A 15,032-nucleotide genomic window follows, 5' to 3' on the forward strand; every position below is an offset into this window, starting at 1 on the left:
AGAGCCCCGGACCTGGTGGGTCCGGGGCTGCTCGCTCGTTGCTGCTTCTCTAAGCGCATCGGGGGTACTGCGCGCTGCGGCTCGGGGGCGGGAGATGCGTACTCGCTGTACGCGCCGCCAAGCTCAGGCTGTCACCAGGGGTGGGACTGTCAGGCGGTGGCCTGACGGGCCCGGTTGCGGGCGGCACGGCGCTTCATCGCGCGACGCTCGTCCTCGCTGAGACCACCCCAGACGCCGGAGTCCTGGCCGGACTCGAGCGCCCACTGCAGACACTGATCCATAACGGGGCAGCGCCGGCAGACGGCCTTGGCTTCCTCGATCTGCAGCAGCGCAGGACCGGTGTTGCCGATGGGGAAGAAGAGCTCGGGGTCTTCCTCGCGGCAAACGGCGTTGTGACGCCAGTCCATGGCTGCTACCTCTCCTTGGTATTACATGCACGTTGCTTGTGAATGTGAACGCTTTCACGAATCCCTCAACAAGTGAAGGGCCGACCGCCAGGTTCCCTGGCAGGGGTCCTGTGAGTTGAAGTGGGATTCCGGTGATCAGTGGACGCCGGTGTTGCGGGCTGTCCCGACCGCCACGTAGAGCCTCGCAAACCTCAGCGACGGATACAACCCCTTCCGGAAAGTTTTTTTTGATTCCTCGGTGTCGACTGGGTCACAGCCGTACTTCCATGGGGTGGATCCTGGCCTAAACGTTCGAGTGAAAGGACTTTAGCCCCTTCCGCTCACACAATCACACGCAGTGCACTGCGTACGCCTGTGAACGTCACGCTCGTACGCAGTCCTAGGTGGTCGCCGTCCATCTGAAGGGGGAGGGGCGCCTTCGAATGCAAGGTGAACTGGTCCAGGTCGTGCAACGACACCGCGTGCTTGCCATGGGGTCCCCGCTCGGGGGACGAAGTGAGCAACTGGGTGCCATACCGGGCAACCGCGGCAGTTGACAGGCGGCTGAGACCGAGCACGTCGATGCCTTTATCGAACGAGGCCTTAGGCGACGTGTACATCGGGCGATTGCCGAGATACGTCCAGGGCGAGGTGTTCGAGACTATCGCCACGACCAGATCCTCGATCGGGTCGTGGCCGGGCCGGTCGAGCGTGATCGTGCCGTGCCGCCGGTGCTGCTCGCCGAGGAACTGCCGGACCACCTGCCGCACGTAAAGGGCATGCGTGGACTTCTTACCGAGCTCGCGCTGCTGTTCGACCCGGCCGACCACGCCCGCGTCGAAGCCGAGCCCCGCGTTGAAGGTGAACCAGCGGGCCGGGACCGCCTCGTCCTCGGTGCCGGGAGTGCCGGCGGTCAGGCCGAGGCCGACGAGGCGCTCGCGCTTCTCGCGCAGCGCGTCCAGCAGGGCGCCGGTGGCCTCGACCGGGTCGTTGGGCAGGCCCAGGGCACGGGCGAAGACGTTGGTGGAGCCGCCGGGGACCACGGCGAGGCCGGGCAGCCGGTCCGGTGCGGGGCCGTTGTGGAGCAGGCCGTTGACCACCTCGTTGACCGTGCCGTCGCCGCCGAGCGCCACGACGAGGTCGATGTCGTCGCTCTCCGCGGCGAGCCGCGCCAGGTCGCGGGCGTGGCCGCGGTACTCGGTGGTGACCGCCTCGAGCTTCACTTCGCTCGCGAGCGCGTGGATGAGGACATCGCGCCTACGTGCGCTTGTGGTGGTTGCCGCCGGATTGACCACGAGAAGTGCACGCATGGATTGGAGCCTACCTACTGGAAAGTACCGGGCCCAGACCGAGTTAGGGATCGGGTAAGAGATGGGGGCGTGAGCCTGAACACTTACCCGCGCCGGCCGAGGGCTACCCTGCTGGGGTGAGCGATATGTCTACGGCTGTGAACGCCGACGGAACCGAAGGTCCCCGCCCGCGACGGCTGACGTATGCCGCCGCGCTGGCCGGACTGGAAGGGCTCGCGCTGGTCGTCGGCGGGGTGTGGCTGGCCGTGCTCGGGTTCACCGGGGATCCGGACGACCGGGGGCAGGCGATCACCGGGGGTGTCACCGTGATCGTGCTGGCGCTGCTGCCGCTGCTGGCCGCGCGGGGGCTGCTGCTGCGGAAGAGCTGGAGCCGTGGGCCGGCGGTGATCACGCAGATCATGGCGTTGCCGGTGGCGTACAACCTGCTGCAGGCCGACAGCTTGGCGATTCCGGTGGGGATCGTGCTGGCGGTGGTGGCGGTGGCTTCGCTGGTGTTGCTGGTGAACTCTGCTACCACCCAGGCCCTTGGGATCAAGGGGCCCGGGCGTAGTAGCTGAATCTGCGGGCCGGTGGGGGCTGGTCGCGCCCACGCGGCGGAGCCGCATATTGACACAGCCCCGCGCCCCTTACGGGGCGCTTTCGTTCGGGGCGCCACAAAGGGCAGCGGGACCTACTCCTCCACCAGCAGCTTCTCCCGCAGCTGGGCCAAAGTCCTCGCCAGCAGCCGCGAGACATGCATCTGGCTGATGCCGACCTCCTGGGCGATCTGGGACTGGGTCATGTTGCCGAAGAAGCGGAGGAGAAGGATGCGCTTCTCCCGGGGCGGGAGGTCTTCCAGGAGGGGCTTGAGGGACTCGCGGTACTCGACGCCCTCCAGGGCCTCGTCCTCCGCGCCGAGGGTGTCGGCGACCGCCGGGGACTCGTCGTCGGTGTCGGGGACGTCCAGGGACAGCGTGGAGTAGGCGTTGGCCGACTCCAGGCCCTCCAGGACCTCCTCCTCCGAGATCGCGAGCTTCTCGGCCAGCTCGTGGACCGTGGGGGAGCGGCCGTGCTGCTGGGACAGCTCCGCCGTGGCGGTGGTGAGCGCGAGGCGCAGCTCCTGGAGGCGGCGCGGGACGCGGACCGCCCAGCCCTTGTCGCGGAAGTGGCGCTTGATCTCGCCGACCACGGTCGGGGTGGCGTACGTCGAGAACTCCACCCCCCGGTCCGGGTCGAACCGGTCGACCGACTTGATCAGGCCGATGGTGGCGACCTGGGTGAGGTCGTCCAGCGGCTCGCCGCGGTTGCGGAACCGGCGGGCGAGGTGCTCCACGAGCGGCAGATGCATCCGGACCAGCCGATTGCGCAGCTCCGCGTACTCGGCGCTGCCCTCCTTCAGCCCGCGCAGTTCGACGAACAGGGCGCGGGCGCCGCTGCGGTCCTGAGGTTGGCTGCGGACCTGAGGTTCGTGCTGGGTGGCCTGCACCACCTCCGCGGCCAGCGCCTTGTCCTCGGCGTATCGCTCGTGCTCGCTCATCGTCCCGCCCGTCGCCCTTCCACGAGCCTTCGCCCCGGCTCGGTGCGGGGCAGCGACCCCGTTCCGACCTTCCGGGAGCGCGCTCTGCACGGCACCCTCCAGACCGGCCTGCGCGGAGGGGTCCTCCGGATGCGGCCTGGCCTGTTCCGGGATGCCGTCGATGCCGTCAGCCATGCGGCGGGAGCCGGCCCCGGGGCCTTCGTCCCCGGCCGGCAGCTCCCGTGTGCCGCGCTCTTCGTCCCGCACCGGCCCGTCCCCGTTCCTCACGCCGGCCCGGGTCCCGCGCCGCGCTGTTTGTAGAGGCTGATCGACACGGTCTTGTCCTCGTCGACGGCCGACGAGACCTTGCCCGCCAGGGCCGAGAGCACGGTCCAGGCGAAAGTGTCGCGCGAGGGGGCGTGGCCGTCCGTGGTCGGAGCGGAGACCGTGACCTCCAGTGAGTCGTCGACGAGGCGGAAGACACAGCTGAGCACCGAGCCGGGGACGGCCTGCTGGAGCAGGATCGCGCAGGCCTCGTCGACCGCGATGCGCAGATCCTCGATCTCGTCCAGGGTGAAGTCCAAGCGGGCGGCGAGACCGGCCGTGGCCGTGCGCAGCACCGACAGGTAGGCACCCGCAGCCGGCAGCCGGACTTCCACGAAGTCCTGGGTCGCGGGCTCGCCTGCGATCTGGGACACCCTCACCTCCATGGTGGTACAAGCATTTCGGGGCCGAGGGTCGCCCCCCGGGGTAACGCACTACGTGGTTCAGCGGTGACGCTACCGCGCTCCGAACTTTTCTGTCCCCAGGACCCCAACCCCCTGGCGTCACTCACAGTAAACCCGTGGATACGCTCCGTGTCTAGGGGTCCGCCTTGCCCAATTGGGAAGAGCGCGCGCCGGGTTGACGTACCCCGGCGTCGAACCGTCGAACCGTCGCCGCTGTGGTCTTCAGCGGCTGTAGTGCAGTGTCACACGAGCACGTGGTCGACGAAGCACCAGCGCCAGTCCTCGCCGGGCTCGAACGTCCGCATTATCGGGTGACCGGACGTTTCGTGGTGGCCTGTCGCATGTCTTCCCGGCGACGAGTCGCAGCACGCGACATGGCCACAGGTCAGACAGAGCCGCAGTTGTACCGGGTGCCAGCCCTTGGCGAGACACTCCGGACAGGTCTCGTTCTGTGGCTCGGGTTCCGGGTGCGGCAGCGCGTCGCGGTGCGTGCACTGTTTCATGATTGCCAGATTACGTCGGCTGTGCGGGTGGCCGCGCGAAAAACGAGGGCGGGCGAGGACCATGGACGTGATGCCACTGCTGTTGCTGGTGGCGGGGAGCGCCGCGATCGCCGGTGCGGCCCGGCGCACTCCGGTGCCGGCGCCCCTGCTGCTGGTCGCGGTCGGCCTGCTGGTGTCGTACGTGCCCGGGGTCCCCGACTACACCCTCGACCCGGACATCGTGCTGCCGCTGGTGCTGCCCCCGCTGCTGTACAAGGAGGGCACCGAGAGCTCGTATCTCGACCTGCGGGCGAACATGCGGCCGGTGGCACTGCTCTCGGTGGGGTACGTGCTCTTCGCGACGTTCGCCGTCGGCTGGGCCGCCTACGAGATCGTGCCCGGGCTGCCGCTGCCCGCGGCGCTCGCGCTGGGCGCGGTCGTGGCGCCCACGGACGCGGTCGCGGCCGCGGCGATCGCCCGCCGGGTGGGGCTGCCGTCCCGGCTCACCACGATCCTGCAGGGCGAGTCCCTGCTGAACGACGCCACGGCGATCACCGCCTACCGGGTGGCCGTCGCGGCCGCCGTCGGCGAGGGCGCCTCCTGGGCCGCCGGAATCGGGGAGTTCCTGCTGGCCGCCGTGGGTGGTGTGATCGTCGGCGTGGTGCTGATGGTGCCGATCCACTGGCTGCGCATGCATCTCAAGGAGCCCCTGCTCCAGAACACGCTGTCGCTGCTGATCCCGTTCGTCGCCTACAGCGTCGCCGAGCAGTTCCACGCCTCCGGCGTGCTGGCGGTCGTCGTGGTCGCCCTCTACCTCGGCCACCGTGCCTGGGAGGTCGACTTCGCCACCCGCCTCCAGGAGGAGGCCGTATGGCGCATGGTGGCGTTCGTGCTGGAGTCGGCGGTCTTCGCGCTGATCGGACTGCAGCTGCCGGTCGTCCTCAAGGGCCTCGGCGCGTACGAGGGCATCGACGCCGCCTGGTACGCGTTCGCCCTCTTCCTGGTCGTGGTGGCGGCCCGGTTCGTATGGATATACCCGGCGGCCTTCCTGCCGCGCATCCTGTCCCGGCGGATCCGCGAGCGGGAGGACAACCCCACCTGGCGAAGCCCGGCGGTCGCCGGCTGGGCGGCCATGCGGGGCGTGGTCTCGCTGGCCATCGCCTTCTCGATCCCGCTCACCGTGCACGGCGGCGGCCCCTTCCCGCAGCGCAACCTGATCCTCTTCCTGACCTTCACGACGGTCATCGGCACCCTGGTGGTGCAGGGCCTCAGCCTCGCCCCGCTGATCCGCCTGATGAAGTTCCCGGCCCGGGACACCCAGGCCGAGACCCTCGCCGAGGCGAACGCCCAGGCCCAGGCCTCCCGCGCGGCCGAGTCCCGCCTCGACGAACTCCTCGCCGACGACCGCAACGATCTGCCCCCACCGCTCGCCGACCGCCTCCGCATGGTCCTGGAGCGCCGCCGCAACGCCGTCTGGGAGCGCCTCGGCCAGACCAACCCGATCACCGGCGAGTCGGTCGACGACACCTACCGCCGCCTCTCCCGCGAGATGATCAGCGCCGAACGCACGGTCTTCGTCCGGCTCCGCGACCACCGCTACATCGACGACGAGATGCTGCGGACCCTGCTGCGCCGGCTGGACCTGGAGGAGGCGGCCGCGTACCGGGAGGCCGGGTGAGTCGGCGTATTCACCCCCTGACGCCGGGCTGACGGGCAATCATGGGAGCGACGCGGCCGGAACGTCGCACCAGGGTGGCCCGGGGGGACCGATGACCGACACCAACGCGCACGCGCAGCGGTTCTTCATCAGCTACGCGGGCGCCGACCGTGCGTGGGCCGAGTGGGTCGGGTGGCACCTGGAGCAGGCCGGCCACACGGTGATCCTGGACGTCTGGGACTGGCGCACCGGCGACGACTTCGTGCAGCGCATGGACGAGGCGCTGACCTCGGCGGACGCGGTGGTGGCGGTGCTCTCCCGGGCCTACTTCGCGGCGGAGGGGCGCTGGTCCACCGACGAGCGGACGGCCGCGCTGGCCCGGCGGGACCGGATGATCCCGCTCGCGGTCGAGCCGCTGACCGACGCGGACGTCGGCCCGCTGCTCGCCTCGAAGGTGCGCACCGACCTGCACGGCAAGGCGGAGCCGGCCGCCCTGGGCGCCCTGCGGGAGGCGGTGAACGGGGCGGTACGGCCGAGCAGTTCACCGGCCTTCCCGCCGGACGGCGCCGCGCCGGCCGCACCGGACCAGGAGAAGCCCCAGCTGCCGGGGCGCGCCGAACGACCGCCGGTGTGGAACGTACGGCGGCGCAATCCCGACTTCTCCGGCCGCGAGGCGGTGATCGTCGCGCTGCGGGAAGGGCTGCTGGACGGCGGGCTGTCCGTCGTGCACGCGCTGCACGGGATGGGCGGCATCGGCAAGACACAGCTCGTGGTGGAGTACGCGCACCGGTTCGCAAGCCAGTACGACGTGGTGTGGTGGATCGACGCCGAGCAGTCCGACCAGCTGCCGGTCTACTACGCGGAGCTGGCCGAGCGGCTGGGCGTCGCCCTGGCCGAGGCGGGCGCCGAGCGCAACGCCCGTCTCCTCCTGGACGACCTCCGCGGCAGACCGCGGTGGCTGCTCGTCCTCGACAACGTGGAGCACCCGGACCGGATCGAGCGCTGGCTGCCCGAGGGGCCGGGACACGTGCTGATCACCTCCCGCAACCCCAACTGGCGGCACATCGCCCGCCGGACCGCCCTCGACGTGTTCACCCGGGACGACTCCCTCGCCTACCTCACGACCCGGGTCCAGGGCATCACGCACGACCAGGCGGAGGCCCTCGCTAAGGACCTGGGCGACCTCCCGCTGGCCCTCGCCCAGGCGGCGGGCGTGATCGGCAGCGGCACCACCGTCGAGCGGTACCGGCGGCTCCTGGACGAGAAGACGGTACGGGTACTGGAGGCGGGCGACGCCCCGGACTATCCGGCCTCGCTCGCCGGCACCGTCGAGATCGCCGCGAGGCGCCTCGCCGACCACCACCCCGACGCGGCCGCACTGCTGCGGGTCGCGGCCTTCCTGGGGCCCGAACCGATCCCCACCAGGTGGCTGGAGGAGGCGCGCCCCCGGATGACCACGATCCCCGGTGATCCGGACGACCTGATGGGTCCCGGGCAGACCCTCAGGTACCTGAGCGACTACGGCCTGGCCCGCACCGACTCCCACACGTTCCAGGTGCACCGGCTGACCCAGGCGGTGCTGCGGGACCACACCGACCCGGCGCGCGGCGAGGCCGTCCGCAGCGACGCGGCGGCCGTGCTGGCCGCGGCCGCACCGGGCGACGCGCTGGACCCCGGCAACTGGGGCGCCTGGGCGAGCCTGACCGCGCACCTCACCACGGCCCACTTCGACGTCGCCGACCGGCCCGGGCTGCGCTCCACCCTCGTCGAGGCCATCCACTTCCTGATCCGCAGCGGACAGCCCAGGCCCGCGGCCGGCCTCGCCGGCCGGCTGCGCGAGACCTGGGCGACCCGGCTCGGGCCCGACGACCCCGAGGTCCTGTTCTGCGCCCAGTACCTGGGCCACGCCACCTCGGATCTCGGCGACTTCCGCAGCGCGCGGCCCATCATCGAGGACACCTACGACCGGCGCCGGCGGCTGCTCGGGGACGACGACCCGGACACCCTCCAGTCGGCCAACGACCTCGGGGCGATCCTGTTCGCCCTCGGTGAGCGCGAAGCGGCGGAGCGCATCAGCGAGGACGCCTTCAACCGGCGGCGCCGCGTCCTCGGCGAGGACCACCCCGACACGCTCCAGTCCGCCAGCCACCGGGGGACCGCGCTCACCCTGTCCGGCCGGTACGCCGAGGCCCGCCGCATCAACGAGGACACCGTGGCCCGGCTGCGCCGGGTGCTCGGCGTCGACCATCCGCACACCCTCCAGGTGGTGGGCGCCCTCGCCACCAACCTGCGCGCACTCGGTGAGTACACCGAGTCCCGCCGGCTGATGGAGGAGACGCTCGCCCACTGCCGCCGGATCCTCGGCGACGACCACCTGGACACGCTCAGGGCGATGCACGGCCTCGCCAGCACCCTGGTCCAGCTGGGCCACTACCGTGCGGCCCGGCAGCTGCTCGACGAGGCGCACGACCGCTGCCGGCGCAACCACGGTGACGACCACCCCGACACCCTGGAGATCGCGCTCGCGCTGGTGCTCGCTCTCTACGGCCTGGGCGAGAGCGACGCATCCCGCAGGGTCGCCGCGGACACGTACGAGCGGCGCCGCGTGGTGCTGGGCGAGGACCACCCCGCCACGCTCGCCACGGCCGTCACCCTGGTCGGCGTCCTGCGCGAACGCGGCGAGCTCGCCGAGGCCCGCCAACTGGACGAGGACACGCTCGCCCGGTCCCGCCGCACGCTGGGCGGCGACCATCCAGACACGCTCGCCGCGGCCACCAGCCTCGCCATGACCCTGCACGCCCAGCGCGCCTATCCCGCGGCGGCCGGGTTGCTCGAAACCACCCTGCGGCGGCAGCGGCTGCACCGCGGGGCGGACCAGCCCGACATCCAGAACACCATCCGCGCCCTGGTCGACACCTATTCGGCGATGAACCGGAAACGCCAGGCCCAGAAGCTCCGGAAACTCCTCAGGCCCAGGCCCGCAGGCTGATCAGGCCGTCAGCACCGCCACCACGTCCGTGCCCCGCCCCAGGCCGCCCTCCCGGGCCAGTTCGGCGAGCCCGTACAGCAACTTGGCGACATACAGCCGCTCCACCCGCACCCCGTGCCGTTCCTCGAAGTCCTCGGCGAAGGCGTCGAGTTCCGGTGCCGTACGCCCGTACCCGCCGAAGTGGAACCGCTCGTCGAGCGACCACTGCCCGCGCCGTCCGCCGAACGCCTCCTCCTGGAGCCGCCGTATCTCCCCCTCCAGGAACCCGCCCCTCAGCACCGGTACCCCCAACGCCCGCTGCCCCGCCCCCAGCCCGGCCGCCAGCCCGGCGAGCGTGCCCCCGGTCCCGCAGGCGATCGCCACCACGTCGGCCCGCTCCCGCAGTTCCGTGCCGAGGTCCCGGCAGCCGCGTACCGCGGCCGCGTTGCTGCCGCCCTCCGGCACCACGTACGCGCCCTCGGCCCCCGCCGCCCGCAGCAGACCGGCCAGCACATCCGGCTCGGCCTTGCGCCGGTATGTCGATCTGTCGATGAAGTGCAGCCGCATCCCGTCGGCCGCACACCGCGCCAGCGAGGGGTTCAGCGGCCGGCCGGCCAGTTCCTCACCCCGCACCACGCCCACCGTCGGGAAGGCGAGGAGACGGCCCGCGGCGGCCGTGGCGCGCAGGTGGTTGGAGTACGCCCCGCCGAACGTGAGCACCGGCCGGCCGGCCGCCGCCTCGATGTTCGGGACCAGCTTGCGCCACTTGTTGCCGATCAGCTCCGGGTGGATCAGGTCGTCCCGCTTGAGGAGGAGCCGGACGCCGTGCCGGGCGAACCGGTCGTCGGTCACCTCCTGGAGCGGGGAGGGGAGCCGGGGAGCGAGTATGTCGGCGCTGGTCACGTCGTCATTGTCGCCCGGGGCGGCCGGGCCGGCTCACTTCAGCCGGTCCCGGACGCGGTCGCGCAGCCAGGCCATCGAGAAGCCGCGCGGGTCCACCTTTCCCGGCTGCCACTCCAGGTGCCCGATCACCGACCGCTCCGACCAGCCGTGCCGCCGGCACACCGCCGCGGCCACCTTCTCGATCGCCTCCAGCTGGGCCTCGGGCCAGGGGTCCTCGCCGTCGCCCAGGTTCTCGCACTCGAAGCCGTAGAAGTGCCGGTTGCCGTCGGTGTTCGCCTCGTCGTCCGGGGGCAGGGCCTTCTCGGCGATCACCGCGCGCAGCACGTCGTCGTCGCCCAGGCCGGCGTGGTTGGCGCGGCCGTAGCCGACGAGGTGGACCGTGCCGTCCTTGGTGATGACACCGTGGCACAGCGGGCCGGGGAGACCGGGGTGGCCGTCACGGCAGATCCGGACCGTGCGTTCGGCGCCGTGGGTCACCGTGTGGTGGATCATCACGCCGTGCACGGGCCCCCAGGGGCCCTTGTGGTTCCGGTTGTGCTCTCTCCAGTCGCCGACCTCGACGACCGTGACGCCCTCGTCCCGCAACGCGTCGAGGAAAGCGCCCGCGGACATGGGTGGGGCCATGACCGCCTCCTTCGCTTCTGAAGTGTCCGGTCTGAACTGTCCGGTCTGAACTATGTCCGTTCTGAACTATCCGAATTTTCCGGATCTTCTGGGCTTTCTACAGAAGTCAGGCTTTCCGGGCCAGGCCCGGTTGAACTTGTTCGGATCCTGTGCGAGTCGATCCGGACAAGTCGGCATATCAAGGGGCGGCAGGAGGGGTGATGCATCGGCATGCCCAGTAGTCCGATGATCTATTCCCGCTCTTTCGGGTAATGGTCCCGGCACGCTCCGTGATGACAGGGTGGCCCGTGAGACCGATGCGTGGGCAGTTCGGCGCCCGCGCAGGTATGGGAGGGCATTTCCTTATGTCGGTAGGCGAAGAGGTCCGCACGGATCAGGGCAAGCCGCAGCAGTCTCTGGACACGGCGGCAGCGCGGAACCTGGCCACCACGACCAAGTCCGCGCCACAGATGCAGGAGATCAGTTCCCGCTGGCTGCTGCGGACGCTGCCCTGGGTCGACGTCCAGGGCGGCACGTACCGGGTGAACCGGCGGCTCACCTACACGGTCGGCGACGGCCGTATCACCTTCCTGAAGACCGGCGACCGCGTCGAGGTCATCCCCGCGGAGCTGGGCGAGCTTCCCGTCCTGCGGTCGTACGACGACGAGGAGGTGCTGTCGGAGCTGGCCCAGCGCTGCCGGCAGCGCGACTACGCCCCGGGCGAGGTCATCGCCTCGTTCGGCAACGGGACGGACGAGGTCCACCTGCTGGCCCACGGCCGCGTCGAGAAGATCGGCACCGGCCCCTACGGCGACGACGCGGTGCTCGGTGTCCTCGCCGACGGCGCCTACTTCGGCGAGCACGGCCTGATCGACCCGGACGCCATCTGGGAGTACACCGCCCGCGCGGACACGGCATGCACCGTGCTCACCTTGTCCCGGCAGGACTTCGAGCAGGTCGCCGAGCGCGCCGACTCACTGCGCGAGCACCTCCAGGAACTGCGCGCGATCCCCGAGCAGCGCACCAACAAGTACGGCGAGAAGGAGGTCGCCCTCGCGGCCGGCCACAGCGGTGAGCCCGACATCCCGCACACCTTCGTCGACTACGAGGCCCGGCCGCGTGAGTACGAACTGAGCATCGCCCAGACCGTGCTGCGCATCCACACCCGCGTGGCCGACCTCTACAACCAGCCGATGAACCAGACCGAGCATCAGCTGCGGCTCACCGTCGAGGCGTTGAAGGAGCGCCAGGAGCACGAGCTCATCAACAACCGGGAGTTCGGCCTGCTCAGCAACTGCCAGTACGACCAGCGGCTGCAGCCGCACGACGGTGTGCCCAGCCCGGACGACATGGACGAGCTGCTCAGCCGCCGGCGCGGCACCAAGCTCTTCCTCGCCCACCCGCGCGCCATCGCCGCCTTCGGCCGTGAGCTCAACAAGCGCGGACTGGTGCCGGAGACCGTCGAGATCGGCGGCAACCGCATCCCGACCTGGCGCGGAGTCCCGATCTACCCCTGCAACAAGATCCCGGTCACCGAGGCCCGGACCACCTCGATCATCGCCATGCGTACCGGCGAGGACAACCAGGGCGTCATCGGACTGCGGCAGGCCGGGATCCCCGACGAGATCGAGCCGAGCCTCTCGGTCCGCTTCATGGGCATCAACGAGCAGGCCATCATCAGCTACCTGGTCACGGCCTACTACTCGGCCGCCGTTCTGGTCCCGGACGCCCTCGGTGTGCTGGAGAACGTCGAGATCGGCCGCTGGAGGTGACGTTTCCGCACTTGGTGGCCGTGTCCCCGCCCTCCGGGGCGGGTACACCCTCGGGGTACGTGCCGAGCCGTGGCGGAGACGCCACCGTACGCGCACTCCGCGAGGGGGAGGCCATGGCCGAGTTCGTGACGGAGCGGCAGCAGCGTGCCACGCAGCTGCCGCCGGGGAGGTCGGAGTCGCCCGACGGGTCCGAGGCGGCGGTGATACTGGAGCGGGTCCGGGCGTCCGTCGACCCCGAACTGCGCACCGCCATCGCGTCGTTGCCCGGCTCGATGCGGCGGATCGCGCGCTACCACTTCGGCTGGGAGCACGCGGACGGCACCCCGGCGGACGGCAACGCGGGCAAGGCCATCCGGCCCGCGCTGGTGCTCGCCGCCGCCGACGCGCTCGGCGGCCCGGCGGCCCGGGCGGCCGCCGTCCGGGCCGCGGCCGCCGTGGAGCTGGTGCACAACTTCACGCTGCTGCACGACGACGTCATGGACCGGGACACCTCGCGCAGGCACCGGCCCACCGCGTGGACCGTGTTCGGCGACGCCGACGCGATCCTCGCCGGGGACGCCCTCCAGGCGCTCGCCCTCCGGCTGCTCGCCGAGGACCCGCACCCGGCGTCCGCGACGGCCGCCGCCCGGCTCGCGGACTGCGTCCTCGAACTGTGCGCGGGCCAACACGCGGACACGGCCATGGAGAACCGGGCGCCCGACGAGGTCACCCTCGACGAGGTGCTCGCCATGGCCGAGGGCAAGACCGGGGCGCTGCTCGGCTGCGCCTGCGCCCTGGGCGCGCTGTACGCGGGGGCGGGAGCGGCGGAGGTGGCGGCGCTCGACGGCTTCGGCCGCCAGGCCGGGCTGGCCTTCCAGCTGATCGACGACATCATCGGGATATGGGGTGATCCCCGGCGCACCGGCAAGCCGGCCGGCGCGGACCTGGCGGCCCGCAAGAAGTCCCTGCCGGTCGTCGCGGCCCTCACCTCCGGCACCCCGGCCGCCGCCGAACTCGCCGAGCTGTACGCCGAGCCGCATGTGCGGGCCGACGCCGACGAGATCGCGCGGACCGCGCTGGCGGTGGAGCGGGCGGGCGGGCGTGACTGGGCGCAGTCCGAGGCGGCCGACCGGATGGCACGGGCGATGCAGGAACTCGCCCGTGCCGTGCCCGGCCCCGAGGCGGCCGACGGCCTGCTCGCGCTCGCCGAGTTCGTGACCCGGCGCAGCAGGTGAAGACCCCGGAGTCCCCGGAACCGTGCGGCTCCTGACCCCGCACGGTGCCCCGGGGACTCCGGTCCGACGGGTCCCGCACATCCCCACGGTGTGCGGGGCCCGCCGATAGCCGACGGGCGGCAGTCGGCAGCCGACAGTCGGTAGCCACCGGGCGGCGCGCGTGGCCGCCGGGCCCGGCCTACGCTGGGGGCATGGACAGCCAGGACCAGGTCTGTCCGGTCTGCGGACAGCCCGTCGAGCGGGTGGTGCGGCGGCACAAGACGCTGGGTGCGTGGGTTCCGGTCTGGGGCCCCGGCCCCTGCCGCAACCCCCACTGCGGTGAGCCCGCCGGGCCGCCGGCCCCGCAGGAGGCGTCACCGCCGAGGCCCCCGCCGCCCGGATCCGCCGGGAGCAGCCCGTAGCGTGAGCGCATGACCGGACTCCCGAACATCCTGCACATCACCGAGCGCTCCCTGTGGGAGGAGGCCCGCGTGCGGGGCAGGTACGAGCTCTCCACCCGCGGCCGCACCCTCCAGGAGGAGGGTTTCATCCACTGCTCCACCCGCGACCAGCTCCCGCGCGTGGCGGACTTCCTGTACGGCTCCTACGACGGCCCGGACGAGCTGGTGGTCCTGGTCGTGGACCCGGCCCGGGTCGGCGTCCCGGTGAAGTGGGAGGTGCCGGAGCCGGGCGCCGAGGAGTTCCCGCACGTGTACGGACCGATACCGGTCACGGCCGTGGTGGACGTGGAGCCCTGGGCCCGGCCGTAGCCCTCGGCCCAGGTCCTCAGCCGCGATTCGGGAGGCCGCCGGTCTCCGGGTCGCGGGCGGTCAGGCAGTAGACGCCGCCCGCCGGGTCGCGCATCACGCTCCAGTGGCGGCCGTCGGCCACGTGCACGGCGCCGAGTTCCTCGTGCCGGGCGCGGGTCGCCGGGATGTCCGCGCAGGCCAGGTCGAGGTGGGCGGCGGCGGGCTGTTCGCCGTCCAGCCGCTGGAGCAGGATCCGCACGGGCAGCCCGGCCGGTGGCCTGAGCACCCGGAACTCCGGCAGCGAGCCGGTCAGCAGCTCCCAGCCGGTCAGCTCCGCCCAGAACGAGGTCTCCGCCTCGTACGCGGACGGCGGGATGTCGAGACTGACCTGGTCCAGCCGGCTGCCCGCCACGACCGGCGGCCGTACCGCCTCCCCGTGCCAGGGCACGGCACACCACAACTGCCCGGCGGGCGAGCGCAGCACGGCCCACCCGTCGTGCTCGGCGACCGTCGCGGCACCGAGACCCCGGGCCCGCTTCACGAGCCCGGGCACGTCCTCGACGCAGAGGTCCAGGTGCGCTCCGCCCGGGCCCGACTCCACGCCCTGGAGCTTGACGCAGGCATCGACTCCGGAGGCCGGCAGCAGCGTCACGAACTCGTCGTTCTCGCCACGGGGCGCGGAGAGGAAGGTGCCGGTGACGGCCGTCCAGAACGCCTGGGCGGAGGCGAGGTGCGCGGCGGGCCGGTCGGCGAAGGCGTACGTCCAGCGGATGCTCATGCGGTGAT

General features: G+C 71.7%; 15 protein-coding genes. 7 read left to right on the forward strand and 8 right to left on the reverse strand.

The window, feature by feature from the left end; genetic code table 11:
- Window positions 1-149 precede the first annotated feature (149 nt).
- Window positions 150-407, reverse strand: coding sequence for a WhiB family transcriptional regulator (locus tag ACWGKQ_RS34345; protein ID WP_010353616.1), 258 nt, complete (start codon window positions 405-407; stop codon window positions 150-152).
- A gap of 320 nt (window positions 408-727) precedes the next feature.
- Window positions 728-1,696, reverse strand: a complete 969-nt coding sequence (locus tag ACWGKQ_RS34350; RefSeq protein ID WP_453295925.1) for a diacylglycerol/lipid kinase family protein — start codon at window positions 1,694-1,696, stop codon at window positions 728-730.
- A gap of 125 nt (window positions 1,697-1,821) precedes the next feature.
- Here ACWGKQ_RS34350 and ACWGKQ_RS34355 point away from each other — a divergent pair, with 125 nt between their 5' ends.
- Window positions 1,822-2,253, forward strand: a complete 432-nt coding sequence (locus tag ACWGKQ_RS34355; RefSeq protein WP_453295968.1) for a hypothetical protein — start codon at window positions 1,822-1,824, stop codon at window positions 2,251-2,253.
- 113 nt (window positions 2,254-2,366) lie between these two features.
- Here ACWGKQ_RS34355 and ACWGKQ_RS34360 read toward each other — a convergent pair whose 3' ends face one another.
- From ACWGKQ_RS34360 to ACWGKQ_RS34370, 3 genes are all read right to left on the reverse strand, one after another.
- Complete coding sequence (locus ACWGKQ_RS34360) at window positions 2,367-3,479, reverse strand: RNA polymerase sigma factor SigF (RefSeq protein ID WP_453295926.1); 1,113 nt, start codon at window positions 3,477-3,479, stop codon at window positions 2,367-2,369.
- Complete coding sequence (locus ACWGKQ_RS34365; RefSeq protein WP_004925829.1) at window positions 3,476-3,889, reverse strand: ATP-binding protein; 414 nt, start codon at window positions 3,887-3,889, stop codon at window positions 3,476-3,478. Before ACWGKQ_RS34365 ends, ACWGKQ_RS34360 begins: the two co-directional genes overlap by 4 nt.
- 272 nt (window positions 3,890-4,161) lie before the next feature.
- Complete coding sequence (locus ACWGKQ_RS34370; RefSeq protein ID WP_351719301.1) at window positions 4,162-4,422, reverse strand: UBP-type zinc finger domain-containing protein; 261 nt, start codon at window positions 4,420-4,422, stop codon at window positions 4,162-4,164.
- A 61-nt stretch (window positions 4,423-4,483) separates the two neighbouring features.
- Here ACWGKQ_RS34370 and ACWGKQ_RS34375 point away from each other — a divergent pair, with 61 nt between their 5' ends.
- A complete protein-coding gene (locus tag ACWGKQ_RS34375; protein ID WP_453295927.1) occupies window positions 4,484-6,079 on the forward strand; it encodes a Na+/H+ antiporter in 1,596 nt (531 codons plus the stop codon).
- Between the two features lie 91 nt (window positions 6,080-6,170).
- Complete coding sequence (gene fxsT, locus ACWGKQ_RS34380; RefSeq protein ID WP_453295928.1) at window positions 6,171-9,047, forward strand: FxSxx-COOH system tetratricopeptide repeat protein; 2,877 nt, start codon at window positions 6,171-6,173, stop codon at window positions 9,045-9,047.
- Here fxsT and ACWGKQ_RS34385 read toward each other — a convergent pair whose 3' ends face one another.
- Both ACWGKQ_RS34385 and ACWGKQ_RS34390 read right to left on the reverse strand, forming a co-directional pair.
- A complete protein-coding gene (locus tag ACWGKQ_RS34385; protein ID WP_453295929.1) occupies window positions 9,048-9,929 on the reverse strand; it encodes a 1-aminocyclopropane-1-carboxylate deaminase/D-cysteine desulfhydrase in 882 nt (293 codons plus the stop codon). It lies immediately after the preceding gene.
- 33 nt (window positions 9,930-9,962) lie between these two features.
- A complete protein-coding gene (locus ACWGKQ_RS34390) occupies window positions 9,963-10,553 on the reverse strand; it encodes an N-acetylmuramoyl-L-alanine amidase (protein ID WP_453295930.1) in 591 nt (196 codons plus the stop codon).
- A 344-nt stretch (window positions 10,554-10,897) separates the two neighbouring features.
- Between ACWGKQ_RS34390 and ACWGKQ_RS34395 the strand changes: the two genes are divergently transcribed.
- The 4 genes from ACWGKQ_RS34395 to ACWGKQ_RS34410 all read left to right on the forward strand — a co-directional run bounded on the left by ACWGKQ_RS34395 (window position 10,898) and on the right by ACWGKQ_RS34410 (window position 14,267).
- Entirely contained in the window at window positions 10,898-12,304 is a 1,407-nt protein-coding gene (locus ACWGKQ_RS34395; RefSeq protein ID WP_453295931.1) for a family 2B encapsulin nanocompartment shell protein, read from the forward strand.
- 113 nt (window positions 12,305-12,417) lie between these two features.
- On the forward strand, window positions 12,418-13,518 hold the full coding sequence (locus ACWGKQ_RS34400; RefSeq protein WP_453295932.1) for a family 2 encapsulin nanocompartment cargo protein polyprenyl transferase: 1,101 nt from the start codon (window positions 12,418-12,420) through the stop codon (window positions 13,516-13,518).
- Window positions 13,519-13,709: 191 nt separating this feature from the next.
- Window positions 13,710-13,919: a hypothetical protein gene (locus tag ACWGKQ_RS34405; RefSeq protein WP_453295933.1), complete on the forward strand. Its 210-nt coding sequence runs from the start codon at window positions 13,710-13,712 to the stop codon at window positions 13,917-13,919.
- Window positions 13,920-13,928: 9 nt separating this feature from the next.
- The gene (locus tag ACWGKQ_RS34410) at window positions 13,929-14,267 is read left to right on the forward strand and encodes a DUF952 domain-containing protein (protein ID WP_453295934.1); all 339 of its coding nucleotides are present in this window, start codon (window positions 13,929-13,931) and stop codon (window positions 14,265-14,267) included.
- Window positions 14,268-14,283: 16 nt separating this feature from the next.
- Here the strand turns inward: ACWGKQ_RS34410 and ACWGKQ_RS34415 are convergent, their stop codons facing one another.
- Window positions 14,284-15,024, reverse strand: a complete 741-nt coding sequence (locus tag ACWGKQ_RS34415; RefSeq protein ID WP_453295935.1) for a VOC family protein — start codon at window positions 15,022-15,024, stop codon at window positions 14,284-14,286.
- Between the last annotated feature and the right edge of the window lie 8 nt (window positions 15,025-15,032).

Source organism: Streptomyces sp. NPDC054770, assembly GCF_053611985.1.

Bases quoted from the DNA above. Each gene is read 5' to 3' on its own strand.
- ACWGKQ_RS34345 (WP_010353616.1), bottom strand. From the start codon at position 407: ATGGACTGGCGTCACAACGCCGTTTGCCGCGAGGAAGACCCCGAGCTC.
- ACWGKQ_RS34350 (WP_453295925.1), bottom strand. From the start codon at position 1,696: ATGCGTGCACTTCTCGTGGTCAATCCGGCGGCAACCACCACAAGCGCA.
- ACWGKQ_RS34355 (WP_453295968.1), top strand. From the start codon at position 1,822: ATGTCTACGGCTGTGAACGCCGACGGAACCGAAGGTCCCCGCCCGCGA.
- ACWGKQ_RS34370 (WP_351719301.1), bottom strand. From the start codon at position 4,422: ATGAAACAGTGCACGCACCGCGACGCGCTGCCGCACCCGGAACCCGAG.
- ACWGKQ_RS34375 (WP_453295927.1), top strand. From the start codon at position 4,484: ATGGACGTGATGCCACTGCTGTTGCTGGTGGCGGGGAGCGCCGCGATC.
- fxsT (WP_453295928.1), top strand. From the start codon at position 6,171: ATGACCGACACCAACGCGCACGCGCAGCGGTTCTTCATCAGCTACGCG.
- ACWGKQ_RS34390 (WP_453295930.1), bottom strand. From the start codon at position 10,553: ATGGCCCCACCCATGTCCGCGGGCGCTTTCCTCGACGCGTTGCGGGAC.
- ACWGKQ_RS34395 (WP_453295931.1), top strand. From the start codon at position 10,898: ATGTCGGTAGGCGAAGAGGTCCGCACGGATCAGGGCAAGCCGCAGCAG.
- ACWGKQ_RS34400 (WP_453295932.1), top strand. From the start codon at position 12,418: ATGGCCGAGTTCGTGACGGAGCGGCAGCAGCGTGCCACGCAGCTGCCG.
- ACWGKQ_RS34405 (WP_453295933.1), top strand. From the start codon at position 13,710: ATGGACAGCCAGGACCAGGTCTGTCCGGTCTGCGGACAGCCCGTCGAG.
- ACWGKQ_RS34410 (WP_453295934.1), top strand. From the start codon at position 13,929: ATGACCGGACTCCCGAACATCCTGCACATCACCGAGCGCTCCCTGTGG.
- ACWGKQ_RS34415 (WP_453295935.1), bottom strand. From the start codon at position 15,024: ATGAGCATCCGCTGGACGTACGCCTTCGCCGACCGGCCCGCCGCGCAC.